This is a genomic window from Streptomyces sp. bgisy027, assembly GCF_057710365.1.
Genome location: NZ_JBYIVZ010000007.1, coordinates 56,493 through 72,311 on the forward strand (window position 1 = coordinate 56,493; position 15,819 = coordinate 72,311).

Here is a 15,819-nt window from a genome sequence, read left to right on the forward strand (position 1 = left end):
GGGGCGTTCGGCGATGGTGAAGCCGACCAGGAATTCCTTCCTTCCCGGGCCACGGGATTCCCCTGCGCAAGATGTGAAATGTTGGCCGGCAGTCCCGGTGCGTGGCCGCTGAAGGCATCCAGAAGATCCGTGGTGAGTAATCCGTTGCATTTCTTGTAGCGGACACCCAGTTGGCCGGGGTTCGTATCGCCTTGAGGAATGCGGTACAGGCAACGGCGATTTCCGGCGAGGGTCCCCGCGGGCCGTGAGGCGCGCGGTCATGCAGCCGAGTGCGGGCAACCGCTCCTCCCGCGACGGCCGATGGGTGTGCCCGTTGCTTCGAGGCCTCCCGGTGATGCTCGATACTGCTCGTAACAGCTCCCTATCGAGCACATATTGACATGCGAGCGTCGCAGCCCGCAGAGTCGTGCACCGACAGTCCCCGCGTCCCCACAGTCACGACAGTGCACCGGCAGTGATGCAAGCCACCCCACCGAGGAGTGTTGCCGTCATGTCCGAAACACCCGCTGTCTCACGCCGACTGCTCCTTGGCGGAGCCGTGGCCACCGGCGCGCTCGCGGCCGGGATGACCGCCGCGACGCCGGCCGCGTCCGCCGCCACGGGACAGGTGCCCCGCCGCCGTCCTGGACAGAAGTCGATGATCGGTGTGCCCTTCGAGGTCCACAGAACCGTCCGCGTCGCCGTCATCGGCCTCGGCAACCGCGGCAGCGGCATGGTCATGAGCTGGGCGGCCGTGCCCGGCTGCACCGTGACCGCCGTCTGCGACATCCGTGCCGACCGGGCGACCCGCGCCGCCGACCGGCTGGTGAGCAAGGGCGAGCCCCACCCCGCCGAGTACGGCGGCTCGGCCGGCTCCTACGCCCGGATGCTCCGGCGCGACGACATCGACCTGGTGTACGTCGCCACGCCCTGGGAGTTCCACTACGAGCACGGCAGAGCGGCCCTGCTCAGCGGCAGGCACGCCGTCGTGGAGCTCCCCGTCGCGACCGAACTGCGCGAGCTGTGGGACCTGGTGGACACCTCCGAGCGCACCCGCAAGCACCTGCTCCTCGCGGAGAACTGCAACTACGGCCGCAACGAACTGGCCATACTGCGGATGGCGCACGCCGGTGTGTTCGGAGAGATCACCAACGGCGATGGCGGCTACCTCCACGACCTGCGTGAACTCCTCTTCTCCGACACGTACTACACCGATTCCTGGCGGCGGCTGTGGCACACCCGCAGCACCGCGTCCTTCTACCCCATGCACGGGCTGGCCCCGATCGCGGCAGCCATGGACGTCAACCGCGGCGACCGCATGGCCACCCTGCGCGCGACGGCGACCGCGCCCAAGGGGCTCGCCGACTACCGCGAGCGCCACATCCCCCGGGACCACCCGTCCTGGAAGGAGACGTACATCAACGGCGACCTGGTCACCTGCCTGATCGAGACCGAGAAGGGCAGGGTCATCAGGGCCGAGCACGACGTGAGTTCACCGCGGCCGTACAGCAGGATCAACACGCTCGCCGGCAGCCGCGGGATCGTCGAGGACTACACCGGGCCCTCCCCGACCGGCGCGCGCGTCTATCTCGAACCGGACCACGCAGGGCACACCTGGCGCGACTTCGCCGACTACCGCAAGGAGTACGACCACTGGCTGTGGCAGAAGGTCGGGGACAACGCCGCGAACAACGGCGGCCACGGCGGCATGGACTACGTCCTGCAATGGCGCACCGTCCAACTGCTGCGCGCCGGACTGGTTCCCGACATCGACGTCTACGACTCGGCCGCCTGGTGCTCGGCGGTCCCGCTCAGCGCGGCGTCCCTGGCGCGCAACGGCCGCCCCGTCGAGATCCCGGACTTCACGCGCGGCGCCTGGGCGGCCAAGCGACCCGGACTCGACTCCGGCCCGACCGACATGCCGCCCGTCGGCTGAGCGGCCGACCGCCTCGCCTCGCGCCACAGCGCCGGGTCGGGGTGCGGCTCCGGCGGCCCACCCCGATCGGCGCCTTCGTCTCATACTCGGAGCCATGGCCATCTATGACACGCTCGGAACGACGTACGGCCGGACCAGGCAGCCGGATCCGCGGATCGCCGCCCAGATCCACGCGGCGCTCGGCGATGCCGCGGACGTGATCAACGTGGGGGCGGGCACCGGCTCCTACGAACCGCCGCGGACCGTGCTGGCGGTCGAGCCCAGCCACGTCATGCTGGCCCAGCGCCCGCCCCGGTCCGCGCCGGCCGTGTGCGCGGTCGCCGAGCGACTGCCGTTGCGCGACAACGCCGCCGACACCGTGATGGCGTTGCTGACCGTCCATCACTGGAGCGACCTCGAAGCCGGTCTCGCCGAGCTCCGTCGGGTCGCGCGCCGCCACGTCGTCGTCCTGACCTGGGATCAGCAGGTCTTCCGCGAGCGGTTCTGGCTCGTGCGCGACTACCTTCCCCAGGCCGCCGCCTTCGACGACACCCGCGCAGTCCCGACCGACCGGCTGGCGGCTCTGCTCGGCGGGGCCCGTCAGGTGCCCGTCGACATCCCGCACGACTGCACGGACGGGTTCGGCGCGGCCTTCTGGCGCCGCCCGCACGCCTATCTCGACCCACAGGTGCGCGCCGGAATCTCCATGCTCGCCCAGACCGGAGAGGACGCCCTCGCACCCGGCCTGGCCACGCTCACCGAGGACCTCGCGAGCGGCCGCTGGCACGACCGGTACGCCGGTCTGCTCGCACTCGACTCCATCGACGTCGGCTATCGCCTCCTGGTCGCGGACGCCTGACACGGTCACCCCTGTGCGGTCGGCCGGCGCCGGCGCGGTCCTCGCGTGTGATGAGGTGGGGATCATGACGACGAGTGACGCGATCGTGGTGCCCGGGCTGTACGTCGGCTACCCGCAGGTGGCCTTCGGGGGCTACATCGCCGGGGTGCTGGCCCAGAGGTCCGGAGCGCGGACGGTCCGGGTGGACTTCCGTGGGCCGGTGCCGGTCGAGGTGCCCGTGCGGATCGCCGAAACGGCCGACGCGGGTGTGGAGTTGGGCGAGGCCGAGCGGCCCTCGCCGCCGCGCGCCCCGCCGAGTTGCCGCTCGACGTGCCGGCCGCGCCGTCCTGGGACGAGGCGGACGCGGCGGCCGAGAGGTTCCGGGCGGCGCCGCCGTCGGGTGTGGTCGACTGCTTCGGATGCGGCTTGCGCACCGCTGACCGCGGTCTGCGGGTGCACGGCACTCCGGTGCCGGATCTCGGCCTGGTGGCCTCCGCCTGGACCCCGTCCCACGCCTTCGCCGACGCCGACGGCCTGCTCCCGACCCAGTTGGTCTGGGGTGCGCTGGACTGCCCGGGACACTGGGCTGGCCGCTTCCTCGGCACGCTGCGCCCGGGCGCGGTCACCGCGTCCCTCACGGGCACGGTTCTGCGTCCGGTCGTCGCGGGTGAGCCGCACATCTCGTACGCGTGGCTGGTGTCGGAGTCCGGCCGCAAGCACACGATGGGCGTGGCACTGGCCACGGCGGAGGGCGCGCTGTGCGGTGTCTCCGAGGCGCTGTGGATCGACCCCAAGGCTGCCGCCTGAGCTTGCCGTTGGGCTTCGCGTACGAGAGTCCGGACGCCGGCTCGGCATCGCGCTGACCTTGGTCGTCGATCACATGGACGTCCCGGCGCCGCGACGGATCGCGCTCGTGCCGTACACAGCCCCGCTGGACCGGGAAGTCGACAGCCACGGAGACGGCGGCAGGACTGACCCTGAGCCTGAGCCGGGATCCGGCGGATCCCGGCACCCGGGCGTCAGCACGGCCTGCGCCAGGCGTCCAGCTCCGGTCTCTTCAGCATCGACGACAGGCGCAGCTCGCGGGAGGTCGGGCAGAAGCGGGACACGGGCTCGGCGTACTCCACATGGAAGACGGCCTTGTCCCCGGCGATGAACGGTTCCAGCAGCGCGCACTCGTCGTACTGGGCGCACTCCTCGTTGACCGCGAAGTCGAAGTCGGCCACCAGGTGCGGGATCTGGGCCAGGTCGTTCTTGAGGCCCACGGCGAGTCCGCGTTCGTGTGCGATCTCGGAGATCATGCGGTTGTAGCGGAGCTGGTCGTGGGCGGTGAGGCGGAAGCCGGTGTTGTCGGCGTAGCCCTCGACCAGGTCCGGTTCGACCGCGTCGAAGCCCTTGTCGCGGCACATGTCGAAGCGGCGTTCCATGAGGGGGCGAAGCGTCGACAAGCGGCGGATGTCCAGCCAGCGTTCGCCGCGCCAGCCGTTGGGGCGGCCGAGCACGGAGCGGGGGAAGGCACGCCGGTCGGGGCGGAAGTCCTCCCAGGCGCCGACGTTGATGTAGCAGATCACCTTGCGGCCGTCCCGGTGGAGACGTGCGACGTCGTCGGCGCTGTTCTCGAATCCGTCGATGTCGTAGACGGGCACGTCGACGGTCGGGTCGAGCCTGCCGTCCAGCTGCCACTGCCACGCCACCCCGGGACGTGGCTGCCAACGCGCGCCGTCGGCAGTCATCTTCCCGGGGGTGGGGCCGTCGGCGCACGCCGTCAGGGTGGTCAGGGACAGCAGCCAGGCCATGACGGCCGGGACAGCCCGCCTCACCGGTCCGCCTCCGCCAGCGCGGGCGTCACCTGCGACCAGGGGTTGGGCAGGTCTCCCGTCACCGGCCCGCACACGCCGGCGCCCCGCTGCCCCGCCGTCCGCACGGCGAGCGGTACGAGTGGTTCCGGAACGCCGTGGACCAAGTGGCAGAGCCGCTCGGCGGGCAGCCGCTCGGTCCAGGCGGGGCGGCTGAAGTCCGACACGTAACTCGACCAGGGCCCCTCGAAAGTGACCGTCAGGTCGGCGATCCGGGCGTACCCGGGCGCCGGGTGGACGCCCGGGTTGAGGACGACCGTCGAGGCGCCGAGCCTGCGGGCGGAGCGGACCAGGCGACGGCAGTCCGGCAGTCCCCGCGGAGCCGCCGGCGCCTGGTCCAGGAAGCATCCGTCGACGGCGTACCACTCCTGGTGCCGGCGCAGTTCCTCCGTGATCTGTGCAAGGTCGCGGGCGCCGTAGTCCATGTCGAGGTAGCCCAGCACGCGGGCCCCCGCCGCGCGCAGTGCCTCGGCGGCCGTGGCGAACGCCGGGTCCGGGGCGTCGCCGGGTCCGTTCGCCGGGTTCAGTACGACGGCGCAGGTGCGGGTGGCGTGGGTGATGAGCCGTTGCCAGGCGTCCGGGTCCTCGGCCGGATGTACGTACAGCGGGATCAGCAGGCTCACCGCGCCGGTACCCCCTCGTCGGCCCAGAGCGCTGCCACCGACGCGTCGAGGGTGTGGGCCGGCGTCCAGCCGAGGGCGTCGCGGGCCGCGGTGATGTCCGAGCACTGCCAGGACACCTGCGCGGACCGGGCGGATCCGCCGGATCCCGCTTCGACGATCCGGCCGCGGAATCCGGCCGTCTCCGCGAGTGTGCGCACGAGGTCGCGGACCGGGCGGGCGTCGCCGCCGCCGATGTTCAGCACGGGCGGCAGCGGCCCGGAGGCCGTGACCGCCAGTCGGGCCGCCCGTGCCACGTCGCGGGCGTCCACGAAGTCACGGTGCGCGGAGAGGTCGCCGAGCCGCAGTTCCGCGTCCGGGTCGTCCCCGGCGTCGGCGAGCAGACGGGCGACCCGGCCGGGCAGCCCGGTGGGCGGGGCTCCCGCGCCCACCGGGTTCCCCACCCTCAGTACCGTCGCATCCAGGCCGGACGCGGTGACCGCCACCGTGCCGGCCAGCTTCGTCGCGCCGTACGGTCCGGCCGGCCGGGTCGCCGCCGATTCCGTGACCCGCACGCCGGGTTCGGTGGGCCCGTACTCGGCGGCCGAGCCCAGATGGACCAGCCGTGCTCCCGGCGCCGCCGCCCTCAGAGCGGTGCACAGCACGGCGGGGCCGCGGGCGTTCACTTCAGCGAGGGTGACGGCGTCGCCGCCGGTCGCGCCCGCGCAGTTGACGACAGCGTCGGGCGCGGCCTCGGCCAGCAGGGCCGCCAGGTCCCGCGGGCGGTCGGTGGCGAGGTCCACCGCGACGTCGGCGGCACCCGAGCGGCCGGCGACGAGGACCCGCACGTCCGGCAGGCCGCGCAGGTCCTCGGCGACATGCGCGCCCAGGTAGCCGGTGTTGCCGAGTACGAGGATGTGCATGGTTCTCCTCAGGCCCCCTTGAGCAGGAGCGACTTGCGGCTGGTGAACTCCGCGTTGGCCCGGTCGTAGTCGTCGGGACGGCCGATGTCCAGCCAGTACCCGTCGAACTCGTAGGCGTGCGGGGGCCGTTCGGCGGCGAGCAGGTCCATCACCAGCTCGTCGAAGCCGAGCGGCAGTCCGGGGGTGTAGTGGTCGAGGCTGGCCCGCGAGACGCCGTAGACGCCCATGGAGACCCGGTAGTCGATGCTGGGCTTCTCGGTGAAGGCGACGACCCGGCTGGAGTCGGTGGTCAGCACCCCGAAGTCGATGTGCACCTTGCGGGCGTACGTGGCGATGGTCAGGGGCGTGCCGGCCGTCTCGTGCGTGCGCAGCACGTCGGCGTAGTCGAGGTCGGTGAGGACATCGCCGTTCATGACGAGGAAGTGCTCGGGCAGCCGGTCGCGCAGATTCAGCAGCGGACCCAGGGTGCCCAGTGGGCTGTCCTCCGTGGCGTAGTCGACGCTCAGGCCCCACTGGGTTCCGTCGCCGACGTAGGCGCGGATGATCTCGCCCAGATGCCCGATGGCGATGGTGCAGCGGGTGAAGCCGGCCGTGGACAGCTGGCGCAGCACGATCTCCAGGATCGCGTGCTGGTCGCCGATGGGGACGAGCGGCTTGGGCAGCGCGGTCGTGTACGGCCGCAGCCTCACGCCTTTCCCTCCGGCCAGGATCACTGCGTGCATGGCATACCTCCTGCGGTACGTGCCGGTCGGGTCAGATGTTGTAGATGCCGGTCTTGTAGCGGGCCAGGTTGGCCGGGTCGGTGAACCACCGCGCGGTGCGCGCGAGCCCTTCCTCCAGCGTGCCGCCGGGCCGCCAGCCGGTCGCCGCGGTCAGCCGGGTGGCGTCGGCGACGAGCCGCATCACCTCGGAGGCCGCGGGCCTCAGGCGTGCGGGGTCCTCTCGGACGTCGAGCGCCGCGTCCATGACCTTGCCGATGAGGGCGACCAGGTCACCGACGGAGATCTCACCTCCGGTTCCGGCGTTGAAGGTGCGGCCCACCACCTGGTCGGCGGGTGCGGTGCCGACGGCGAGGAAGGCCTTCGCGGTGTCCTCGACGAACATGAAGTCCCGGGTGGGGCGCAGGTCGCCGAGCGTGATGGTGCGCTGCCCGGCCGCCACCTGGCCGATGACGGTGGGGATCACCGCCCGCATCGACTGGCGCGGGCCGAAGGTGTTGAACGGCCGCAGTGTCACCACGGGCGTGCCGAAGCCGGCGTGGTAGCTGTCGGCCAGCCGGTCGCCGCCCGCCTTCGATGCGGCGTACGGCGACTGCGTGTTGATGGGGTGGTCCTCGGTGATCGGCACGGTCTGCGCGGTGCCGTACGTCTCGCTGGTGGAGGTGTGCACCAGGCGCGGGATCTCCAGCGCCCGTACCGCTTCCAGGACGTTGAGCGTGCCGGTGACGTTGGTGTCCACGTAGCTGTGCGGGGCTTGGTAGGAGTACGGGATCGCGATGAGCGCGGCGAGGTGGTAGGCGCAGTCGGCGCCGTCGAGCAGGCCGCGCACCGAGCCCGCGTCGCGTACGTCGCCGAGGACGATCTCCACCTGGTCCAGGACGTCGGCGGGCAGGGTCTCCAGCCACCCGTAGGAGGAGAACGAGTTGTACTGGGCCATGGCCCTGACGCGGTGGCCGGAGGCGACGAGCGCCTCAGTGAGGTGCGAGCCGATGAAGCCTTCGGCTCCGGTGACGGCGGCGAGCGGTGCGGAGGTCAACGCTTGGTCCTTTCCTGGTCGTTGACAGACCGGAGACCCGGCACCCAGCGGTGCCGGTCTGCGGTCCGTTCGGAGGTCGTTCGCGGGGTCAGGCGTGCGGGGAGGGGCGGCCCAGGCGGTGTATCGCGCAGGCCGTGAGGCAGACGGCGGTCACGGCGCAGGCCGCGGGCAGTACGGCCGGTCCTGGTGGCAGGTCCGGCACAGTCACCGCGGCGGCTGCCGCGCCGGCGGCGGCGAGGCAGAGCACCGCGGGTGGCCAGGCCACCCCGAACGCCTGGAGCAGCAGGGCGGTCCACAGGACGCCGGCGAGCAGCAGCGGTGTGGCCGGGGCGGAGCCGGTGAACAGGACGGCCGGCAGCAACAGCAGCAGGTAGGCGGACAGGCACAGGCCGAGGACGGCGGCCGAGCGCAACAGGAATCCGACGGGGGTCGCGCTGGCCCGCAGTGCGGCGACCGACCAGCCGCGGTAGCGGTACAGCAGCCACTCGGCGGGGCCCATGCTCAGGGTCAGGGCGATCACCGTGTACGGCTGCCGCCGGCCCTCCAGCACGACGAGCACCGCGGCGGCCAGCCCGAACAGGCCGTACGGCAGGGACGCGAGCAGCCTCGGCCTCGCGGCGTCGGATGCCGCCGGACCGGCGCGGCCCGCTCTCAGCACCCGGCCGGCGGCCAGGAGCGTGAACAGGAGCGTGCACAGGGGCAGCCCGGCCCGCAGGTGTGGCCCCGGCTCCCACCAGGGCAGTGCCGCGGCGCCCGCGATCAATGGGCTGAGCGCGGCCAGCAGCAGCCGTTCCCGGGCCAGGACCAGCAGCACGCTCGCCGCCGACAGGTACAGGGACTGGGCGGCCGCCGCCCCGACGGCCACCGCGCTGTCGGCCGGCAGCACCGCCAGCGACGTGGCAACCGCCGCGCCCAGGAGGGACCCGGACAGCAGGGTGCCGGACGCCTCGCGCCGTCCCGTCGGCAGCCGCAGGTGCGCGCGATGGCCGAGCGCCTGTCCCCACGCCCAGGAGGCGATGCCCGCGACGATCAGCGCGGGAGCGTGCCGGCCGGGCTGCCACAGGGGAGCGGTGAGCAAGTAGGCCAGGGCAGGCAGCGCGAACAGGACGCCGCGCAGCAGGCAGCGCGGGGTGTCGGGCCGCCAGAGGTCGGTCGTCGGCGGCGGCTCGGGGAACGTCCGGGGCACTCTCTCGTACAGCGCGGCCGCGAGTGAGAAGAGGTTCGGGTGCCCGTACCGTTCCTTGATCACCGAGGCGGTCAGGCCCTCCGCCTCCAGCAGCGCCGCCACCTCGTAGGGGTGGACGGCGGGCGCGATGGAGTCGGCGAGTTCGGCGGCGAGCGTGCTGACCGCCTCCTCCTCGGGCCCCCCGGCCGGCGGCCCTTCCGCGGGCGTGGCGGCGTCCAGGGCCCGGCGCGGACGGGGTGCGGTCAGCCGCAGCGCAAGCGTGTCGCTCTCGACACCACCGGGCTCCAGGGACAGGGGACCGCTCATCCGGTCAGACTCCCCGTGCCGCTGACCGCCGGGGACGGCAGCACGACCTTGCCGGCCAACTCGGTCTTCCCTAAGGCCAGTTCGTGGTAGATGGCGCGGAACGTGTCGATGGTCTGGCGCAGGGTGAACTGTTCGATCACCCGCAGCCGGGCCGCCTCCCCCATGGCCCGGCGCCGCCCGGGATCGACCAGCAGCTCCAGCGCGGCGGCGGCCATGGCGGCCGGGTCGCGCGGCGGCACCACGAGCCCGGTGCCGCCGACGGCCTCGCGCACGCCGCCCACGTCGGTGGAGACGGTCGCCCGCCCGCACGACATGGCCTCGATGAGCGTGAACGGGAAGCCTTCGCTGATGCTGGACAGCATCACCACGTTCCCGGCCGCGTAGGCGTCCTTGATGTCGTCGACGCGCCCCTCGAAGGTCACCGCGTCGCCGTGCCCGAGCTCGGCGGCCAGGGCCTCGCAGCGTTCCCGGTACGCCTCACCGCCTCGAGGAGTGCCTCCGAACAACCGCAGTCGCACGTCGGGGAGTTGCTGTCGGACAAGAGCGAAAGCGCGGATCAGGGTCTCCAGGTCCTTGATCGGGTCGACCCGCCCGGCCCAGCTCAGGGTGAGCGACTCCGGCTCGGGTCCGGCGGGCGGGAACGCGGCGGGATCGACGCCGTTGTAGACGGTGCGGATGGACTCCGGGTCGGCGCCGCCCTGCTCCTCCCACAGCCGGTTGTAGCGGTTGCCGGGGGTGATCAGGGCGGCCTGGCGGTAACTCTCCTCCGCCAGCAGCCGGAAGAAGCCCAGCACCACGGCTTTCACCGGCCAGCGGTACGGGGCGGTGCGATAGCCGAGGTAGCGCTCGCGCAGGTAGACGCCGTGCTCGGTGAGCAGCAGCGGAACCCCGTACCGCTCCCGTGCCGCAAGCCCCGGCAGGACGGCGACACCGCCGCTGACCGCGTGCGCGACACCGTCCCGCGGTGGTGCCGCGGCCAGCGGGCGCAGCGCGTGTTCGAGCAGGGCGGTGGCGGTGAGCGCGTCGTGCAGCGTCGGCCGCGCCTCACGCACCGCCGGCCCCGGGCGCCTCCATACGGAGGTCAGGATCGCGATCGCCTTGTGGCCCCGTAGGAACGGGCTGAGCTCGCCGACCGCCGCCGCGCGCGCCAGGGCGTACAGGGCGGGTGCGAAGCCGTTCTCGGCGCCGGGGTCCACGAGCGCGGTCAGGAACCGCTCGTAGGCGTCGGCGAGCCGCCTGCGCGACCGGCCGCGCGGCGGGCGGCCCCCGGGAGCGACGCCCCACATCGGGACGGGCAGGACGCCGCGGACATGGTCAGGCAGGTCCCACACGATCGGTTCCCGTCCGGTGCCGGTGACGGCGACGACGTCGAACTCGATGTCGGGCATGCCGGTGACGAGCTGGTCGCACCAGACGCTCACACCCCCGTGACTGTGCGGGTAGGTGCCTTCGGTGAGCAGGGTGACGCGCGCGGCGGCATGGCGTCGCGCGCCGTGATGAACGTGCATTGATGTGCTCCACGGCCGAGGTGTGGGAGGAGGTGCAGGACCCGGCACACGCCAGGACCCCGCTGCCGGTACGTCCGGTCAGCTCCCCGCTGGAGGGACGGGCTCGGCCCCGCCCTTGGGCACACCGGCGTCCGGCGGCGGGTCGGCGGCCGGCTCGGAACCGCCCGAACCGGCGGCCGTGGAGGATGCCGCGGACCGCGGCAGGGTGAGGGCGAGCGACGTGGCGACCGGGGTGGTGGCCCACCCGGAGCGTCCGCCCGTGTACGCGTCGCCGAAGGCGGAGTCGGCCTTCGTGGTGTCGGGTCCGGCGGCTACGGCGTCGGTGGCCGAACCGCCGTCGCTGACGACGAGCACCCGCGGGTCGATGCGGGCCGACGGCTCGGCCGCTGCCTGTGCGACCGGCTCGCCGCAGGCCGCTATGAGCGCGTCCGTCGTCAGCAAGGTGGTGCGTAAGGTCCGCTTCATGCGGTGTTGTTCCCTCCCCGGGCAGGGGTGAGCACTGCTCCGTCGAGCGGACGCACCCCCGCGCGTGACGCCGGCTTCCCCCTCAGAGACCGGTCGTCGACGCATTCGTCGCGTCAAATAGTGATGTATCCGTGGAGCTTTCGTGCACTTGCGGCGGAGCTTGACGGAAAAACGCAGGTGCGCCGCGGTGACTCATTCCCGCTGGACCGTGTGCTCGACGCTGGATCACGAACACCCGCCAGGGTCTCTTCGGGCTCAGCCGCCCAGGCAAGAGCCGGAAGCACCGTTTCGCCGGACTGCCGGGCTCCGCCGATGCGACTGCCAATGGTCTGGACCGGTCGAATCGTGGGCCAGAGGGGGCGGTTTCAAGTCAGCCGTGCTCGCGAAGGTACGCCTCCAGCTCGGCGGCCCCGGTCAGCATCGCCCGTCCGCGGGCGGACAGCCGGTCGCGCCAGTCCGACAGCGCGGCCTCCAGCGGCTCCAGGCCCCCGGCCGCCCGCACCTGGGTGATCAGCGGGGCGATGTGCTCCAACAGGTACCCGCCACGCCGGAGTTGGTGGGCCAGCCGGGCGTCCCGTACGTCCGCCTCGTCGTAGACCCGGTACCCCGTCTGCGGGTCGCGGCGCGGGCGCACCAGCCCGGCGCGCTCCCATTTGCGCAGTGTCGCCGGCCGGATGCCCAGCGCCCGCGCCAGCGGACCGATGAAGGTGCCGCCCGGCCCGGACCCCGTTGCCGGATCGGCCCGCGCACCGGACTCGGCCGCCACCCCGCGCTCCAGGTCGCGCAAGGCGCTCTCCACCGCCTGAAGGGTCCGCCGGTCGTCGAGAAGTTGGACGTGGCTCTCGTCGATGAGGTGGAGGGCTTCATCGGCGCGTCCCTGGTTCACGGCCCGCATGATCGACGTCGCCGTCCGATGGCCGTGCCCCGGCACCAGGGCGAGGAACGCGCGCAGCGCCCCCGCGTGGAGCGAGGTGTAGGTCCGGTAGCCGTGGGGCGTGCGCGCGGCGGCCGGAAGGATGCCGGCCTCCTCGTAGTTCCTGACCGCCTGCGTGGACAGACCGTGTCCGCGTGCCAGGTCGACCGGTCGGAGCCGTCCACTGGTTTGAAGGTTTTGCCCCATGTCACTGACGATATCGCGGCAAAGTTTCCACCGAAGGTTCAACGATACCGTTGAAGGTATGGCGACCGACATCAAGGACACCGCCCATTCCGTCGACGCTGCCTGCGTCATGAGGCTGGTCCCGGCCCGACCCCGGCTGCTCGCCCTCGGCGAACCCACCCACGGCGAGGACGCTCTGCTCGAACTGCGCAACGGCGTCTTCCGGCAGCTGGTCGAGCAGGAGGGCTACCGGACGATCGCGATCGAGAGCGACTGCCTGATGGGGCTGGTCGTGGACGACTACGTCACCTCGGGCACCGGGAGCCTCGACGACACCATGGAACACGGCATCAGCCACGACTGGGGCGCCTTCGCCGGCAACCGCGAGCTCGTGCGCTGGATGCGTGCCCACAACGACGGCCGCCCCGCGTCCGAGCAGGTCCGCTTCGCCGGCTTCGACGGCCCGCTGGAGATCACGGCGGCAGCGAGCCCCCGGCAGGCCCTCACGGCACTCCACGACTACCTCTCCGCCCGGGTGGACGCGAAGCTGCTGCCCTGCACCTCGGACGCGCTCGACCGCCTGCTCGGCACCGACGACCGGTGGACCGAGCCCGCCGCGATGATGGATCCGACCCGGTCTGTGGGGCGCTCGGCCAGGGCCGGTGAGCTGCGCGTGCTCGCCGACGACCTGGCGGCGCTGCTGGACGAGCAGATCCCGCACCTGCTCGCGGAGTCCACGCCTGAGGAATGGGAACGGGCCCGCCTGTACGCCCGCACCGCGACCGGTCTGCTGCGCTACCACCACTGGATGGCCGACACCTCACCGGCCCGTCTGACCCGACTGGTGAGCGTGCGTGACCAGATGATGGCCCGGAACCTCCTCGCCCTCGCCGACCGTGGCCCGGTGTTCGTCCACGCCCACAACGGCCATCTCCAGCGGGAGATGAGCTCGATGCGGATGGGCGGAGACCGACTGGAGTGGTGGAGCGCCGGCGCTCTGGTGAACGCCCGGCTCGGCACGGACTACGCCTTCGTGGCCACGGCCCTCGGCACGATCCGCCACCGCGGAGTGGACACGCCCTCGCCGGACACCGTGGAAGGGCTGCTCTACGCCCGCCCGCAGCAGAGTTCCGTCATCGACCCCGCCCAGTTGGCCGCCGGCCTCGGCGACACAGTGCCCGCCCTCCGCGTCTCCCCCTGGTTCGGGTACGCGCCGCTCGACCCGGCCCAGCTGAGCGCCATCGACGGGATCGTGTTCGTCAGGGACGTCGTCCAGAGCCGGCGCGCTCCGTGATGCGCGTCCGCGCGGATCACCGGCGCGTCGTACCACTCCCGGTATTTGAGCACCTTCTACAAGATCCGCTCCGCCTGTGACGGATGACGTGGCCGACAAGTCCGTCACTCGCATGCTGCGGCGTGTCATCGAGATCAAACACTCCCAAATATTAATAAATGGGATGCGGGATGTTCAGACGAAAGGCACGACGAAGGGCCGCTCCATGCCGTCGAGGCTTCGCGCACACCTGAAGGCCGACCTCGCCGCAGGCGTGGTCATGGCGACCGCGGCGGCCCTCGTGGGCCCCGCCCACGCCCAACCCGCCAAGGCCGCACCGCTCTTCGAGCAGCGGGTGATCTTCAGGGCGTCCCAGGATCCCGGCGGCTACTCGTGCTTCCGGATCCCGGCCGTCGTACGGACCAACCAGGGCACGCTCCTCGCCTTCGCCGAGGGCCGTCACGCCACCTGCGGTGACGCCGGCGACATCGACATCGTGATGAAACGCTCGACCGACGGCGGCCGCACCTGGGGACCGCTCCGGGTCGTCACCGACGGTGCCGGCAACACCCACGGCAACCCGGCACCGATCGTGAACCGGGCGACCGGCCGCATCCTGCTGCCGCAGACGCACAACACGTCGAGTCCGGACGGCTCCAGCTGCGCCGTCCCGTGCAACCGCAGCCCGCACCTCCAGTACAGCGACGACGACGGCCGCACCTGGACCCGGCCGCGCAACCTGAGTTCACAGATCATGCCGGCGAGCTGGAACTCCTGGTACGCCACCGGCCCCGTGCACGGGATCCAGCTCACCCGCGGCAGCCACGCCGGCCGGCTGGTCTTCGGAGTCAACGCCGAGACCTGGAACGGCAGCCGGGTCTCCGCCAACCACGCGGCTCTCATCGTCAGCGACGACGGCGGCACCACCTGGCGCCGCGGTGCCACCGACTCCTGGCCCATCGCCACCGGCGGCACCTTCCACCAGAAGCCGTCCGAACTCACCATCAGTGAGCGCACCGACGGGGCCATCCTGGTCAGCGGCCGCGAGCAGGACGGCACGGACCTGGGCCACCGCACCCAGACCTTCAGCACGGACGGCGGGGACAGCTTCACCTCCCGGTTCCGTCCCCTCCCGAGCCTGTACACGCCCCAGGTCCAGGGTTCGACGCTGCAACTCGCCGGTGGGCGCATGCTGTTGTCCTGCCCCGGCGATCCGGACCGCCGCCGGACCATGATGATCCGCTCCTCCTATGACGGCGGCAGCACCTGGGAGAGCGTGGACCGCGGCACCGTCGTCACCCAGGACTGGTCGGGCTACTCCGACATGGTGCACATCGGCGGCGATGTGGTGGGGCTGATGTACGAGGGCGGCACCGTCGACGCCCGCGACGAGATCCGCTTCGCCCGCTTCAACGAGGAGTGGCTCAAGCCGCGTCGAGGTGCCGACCCGACCACCGCCGACCGCGCCCCGTCGGCGCAGCGCGCGAGCGTGCTGGGCGGCGCGTCGCCTGTGACCGGACGGTTCGGCGGGGCCCTGTCCTTCGACGGCACCGACGACGCCGTACGACTGCCGTTCCGCAACCAACTCGAACTCGGCACCCAGAGCTTCACCGCCTCCCTGTGGTTCCGCTACAGCAGCCGGACCGGCGAGCAGCCGCTGCTGTGGATGGGCGGCATCGGCGGCAACCAGCCGCAGTTCTGGCTGCGCGGCGAACCCGGGAACAACCGGGTGCGCGGGCTGATGACGGTGCGCAGCGGCGCGACGGCCGTGCGGTCCGCCTCCGTCAGCACCACCGCCGCGCACAACGACGGCCAGTGGCACCACCTCGCCCTGCGGCGCGGAGGCGGGCGGCTGACCATGTTCATCGACGGCAGGGCGATCAGCACGGCCGACGTGGCCGGATCCGTCAGCCGCAACTCGCCGTTCGGGGTGCACATCGGCCAGCGGATGGACAGCAGGGCGTTCTTCACCGGCCGCATCGACGAGGTCCGCGTCTGGAACCGGGCCCTGACCGACGCCGAACTCACCCGTGTACGCCGGACGAACGTGGGTCCGACGACCAACACCACCCTGTGGCTGCCGCTGGACCAGGTCACCGCGGGCGGGTAACGGAGAC

The 15,819-nt window shown here is 72.2% G+C and carries 14 protein-coding genes; 5 read left to right on the forward strand and 9 right to left on the reverse strand.

Annotation, left to right across the window (positions count from 1 at the left end; genetic code table 11):
* Positions 1–490 precede the first annotated feature (490 nt).
* The 3 genes from AC3ETA_RS09560 to AC3ETA_RS09570 all read left to right on the forward strand — a co-directional run bounded on the left by AC3ETA_RS09560 (position 491) and on the right by AC3ETA_RS09570 (position 3,539).
* Positions 491–1,915 (forward strand): Gfo/Idh/MocA family protein, encoded by a 1,425-nt coding sequence (locus tag AC3ETA_RS09560; protein WP_432192380.1) that lies wholly within the window; start codon positions 491–493, stop codon positions 1,913–1,915.
* A 94-nt stretch (positions 1,916–2,009) separates the two neighbouring features.
* Complete coding sequence (locus tag AC3ETA_RS09565; protein ID WP_432192381.1) at positions 2,010–2,753, forward strand: methyltransferase domain-containing protein; 744 nt, start codon at positions 2,010–2,012, stop codon at positions 2,751–2,753.
* 297 nt (positions 2,754–3,050) lie between these two features.
* Entirely contained in the window at positions 3,051–3,539 is a 489-nt protein-coding gene (locus tag AC3ETA_RS09570) for a hypothetical protein (protein WP_432192382.1), read from the forward strand.
* Positions 3,540–3,751: 212 nt separating this feature from the next.
* Here AC3ETA_RS09570 and AC3ETA_RS09575 read toward each other — a convergent pair whose 3' ends face one another.
* The 9 genes from AC3ETA_RS09575 to AC3ETA_RS09615 form a co-directional block, all read right to left on the reverse strand.
* Complete coding sequence (locus AC3ETA_RS09575) at positions 3,752–4,552, reverse strand: endo alpha-1,4 polygalactosaminidase (RefSeq protein WP_432192383.1); 801 nt, start codon at positions 4,550–4,552, stop codon at positions 3,752–3,754.
* Positions 4,549–5,211 (reverse strand): spherulation-specific family 4 protein, encoded by a 663-nt coding sequence (locus AC3ETA_RS09580; RefSeq protein WP_432192384.1) that lies wholly within the window; start codon positions 5,209–5,211, stop codon positions 4,549–4,551. Before AC3ETA_RS09580 ends, AC3ETA_RS09575 begins: the two co-directional genes overlap by 4 nt.
* A complete protein-coding gene (locus AC3ETA_RS09585; protein WP_432192385.1) occupies positions 5,208–6,110 on the reverse strand; it encodes an NAD-dependent epimerase/dehydratase family protein in 903 nt (300 codons plus the stop codon). Before AC3ETA_RS09585 ends, AC3ETA_RS09580 begins: the two co-directional genes overlap by 4 nt.
* An 8-nt stretch (positions 6,111–6,118) precedes the next feature.
* Complete coding sequence (locus AC3ETA_RS09590) at positions 6,119–6,832, reverse strand: nucleotidyltransferase family protein (protein ID WP_432192386.1); 714 nt, start codon at positions 6,830–6,832, stop codon at positions 6,119–6,121.
* Positions 6,833–6,863: 31 nt separating this feature from the next.
* Complete coding sequence (locus tag AC3ETA_RS09595; RefSeq protein ID WP_432192387.1) at positions 6,864–7,865, reverse strand: GDP-mannose 4,6-dehydratase; 1,002 nt, start codon at positions 7,863–7,865, stop codon at positions 6,864–6,866.
* An 88-nt stretch (positions 7,866–7,953) separates the two neighbouring features.
* Positions 7,954–9,357: a hypothetical protein gene (locus AC3ETA_RS09600; protein ID WP_432192388.1), complete on the reverse strand. Its 1,404-nt coding sequence runs from the start codon at positions 9,355–9,357 to the stop codon at positions 7,954–7,956.
* Positions 9,354–10,865, reverse strand: a complete 1,512-nt coding sequence (pelF, locus tag AC3ETA_RS09605) for a GT4 family glycosyltransferase PelF (protein ID WP_432192389.1) — start codon at positions 10,863–10,865, stop codon at positions 9,354–9,356. Before pelF ends, AC3ETA_RS09600 begins: the two co-directional genes overlap by 4 nt.
* A gap of 78 nt (positions 10,866–10,943) precedes the next feature.
* Positions 10,944–11,330, reverse strand: coding sequence for a hypothetical protein (locus AC3ETA_RS09610; protein ID WP_432192390.1), 387 nt, complete (start codon positions 11,328–11,330; stop codon positions 10,944–10,946).
* Between the two features lie 370 nt (positions 11,331–11,700).
* On the reverse strand, positions 11,701–12,450 hold the full coding sequence (locus tag AC3ETA_RS09615; RefSeq protein ID WP_432192391.1) for a TioE family transcriptional regulator: 750 nt from the start codon (positions 12,448–12,450) through the stop codon (positions 11,701–11,703).
* Between the two features lie 58 nt (positions 12,451–12,508).
* Between AC3ETA_RS09615 and AC3ETA_RS09620 the strand changes: the two genes are divergently transcribed.
* Together AC3ETA_RS09620 and AC3ETA_RS09625 are read left to right on the forward strand one after the other, a co-directional pair.
* The gene (locus AC3ETA_RS09620) at positions 12,509–13,723 is read left to right on the forward strand and encodes an erythromycin esterase family protein (RefSeq protein WP_432192392.1); all 1,215 of its coding nucleotides are present in this window, start codon (positions 12,509–12,511) and stop codon (positions 13,721–13,723) included.
* Positions 13,724–13,928: 205 nt separating this feature from the next.
* On the forward strand, positions 13,929–15,812 hold the full coding sequence (locus AC3ETA_RS09625) for an exo-alpha-sialidase (RefSeq protein ID WP_432192520.1): 1,884 nt from the start codon (positions 13,929–13,931) through the stop codon (positions 15,810–15,812).
* The last annotated feature ends 7 nt before the right edge of the window (positions 15,813–15,819 follow it).

Coding starts and splice junctions, on each gene's coding strand:
- AC3ETA_RS09615 (WP_432192391.1), bottom strand. CDS start 12,450: ATGGGGCAAAACCTTCAAACCAGTGGACGGCTCCGACCGGTCGACCTG.
- AC3ETA_RS09590 (WP_432192386.1), bottom strand. CDS start 6,832: ATGCACGCAGTGATCCTGGCCGGAGGGAAAGGCGTGAGGCTGCGGCCG.
- AC3ETA_RS09620 (WP_432192392.1), top strand. CDS start 12,509: ATGGCGACCGACATCAAGGACACCGCCCATTCCGTCGACGCTGCCTGC.
- AC3ETA_RS09560 (WP_432192380.1), top strand. CDS start 491: ATGTCCGAAACACCCGCTGTCTCACGCCGACTGCTCCTTGGCGGAGCC.
- AC3ETA_RS09585 (WP_432192385.1), bottom strand. CDS start 6,110: ATGCACATCCTCGTACTCGGCAACACCGGCTACCTGGGCGCGCATGTC.
- AC3ETA_RS09600 (WP_432192388.1), bottom strand. CDS start 9,357: ATGAGCGGTCCCCTGTCCCTGGAGCCCGGTGGTGTCGAGAGCGACACG.
- pelF (WP_432192389.1), bottom strand. CDS start 10,865: ATGCACGTTCATCACGGCGCGCGACGCCATGCCGCCGCGCGCGTCACC.
- AC3ETA_RS09610 (WP_432192390.1), bottom strand. CDS start 11,330: ATGAAGCGGACCTTACGCACCACCTTGCTGACGACGGACGCGCTCATA.
- AC3ETA_RS09625 (WP_432192520.1), top strand. CDS start 13,929: ATGCCGTCGAGGCTTCGCGCACACCTGAAGGCCGACCTCGCCGCAGGC.
- AC3ETA_RS09565 (WP_432192381.1), top strand. CDS start 2,010: ATGGCCATCTATGACACGCTCGGAACGACGTACGGCCGGACCAGGCAG.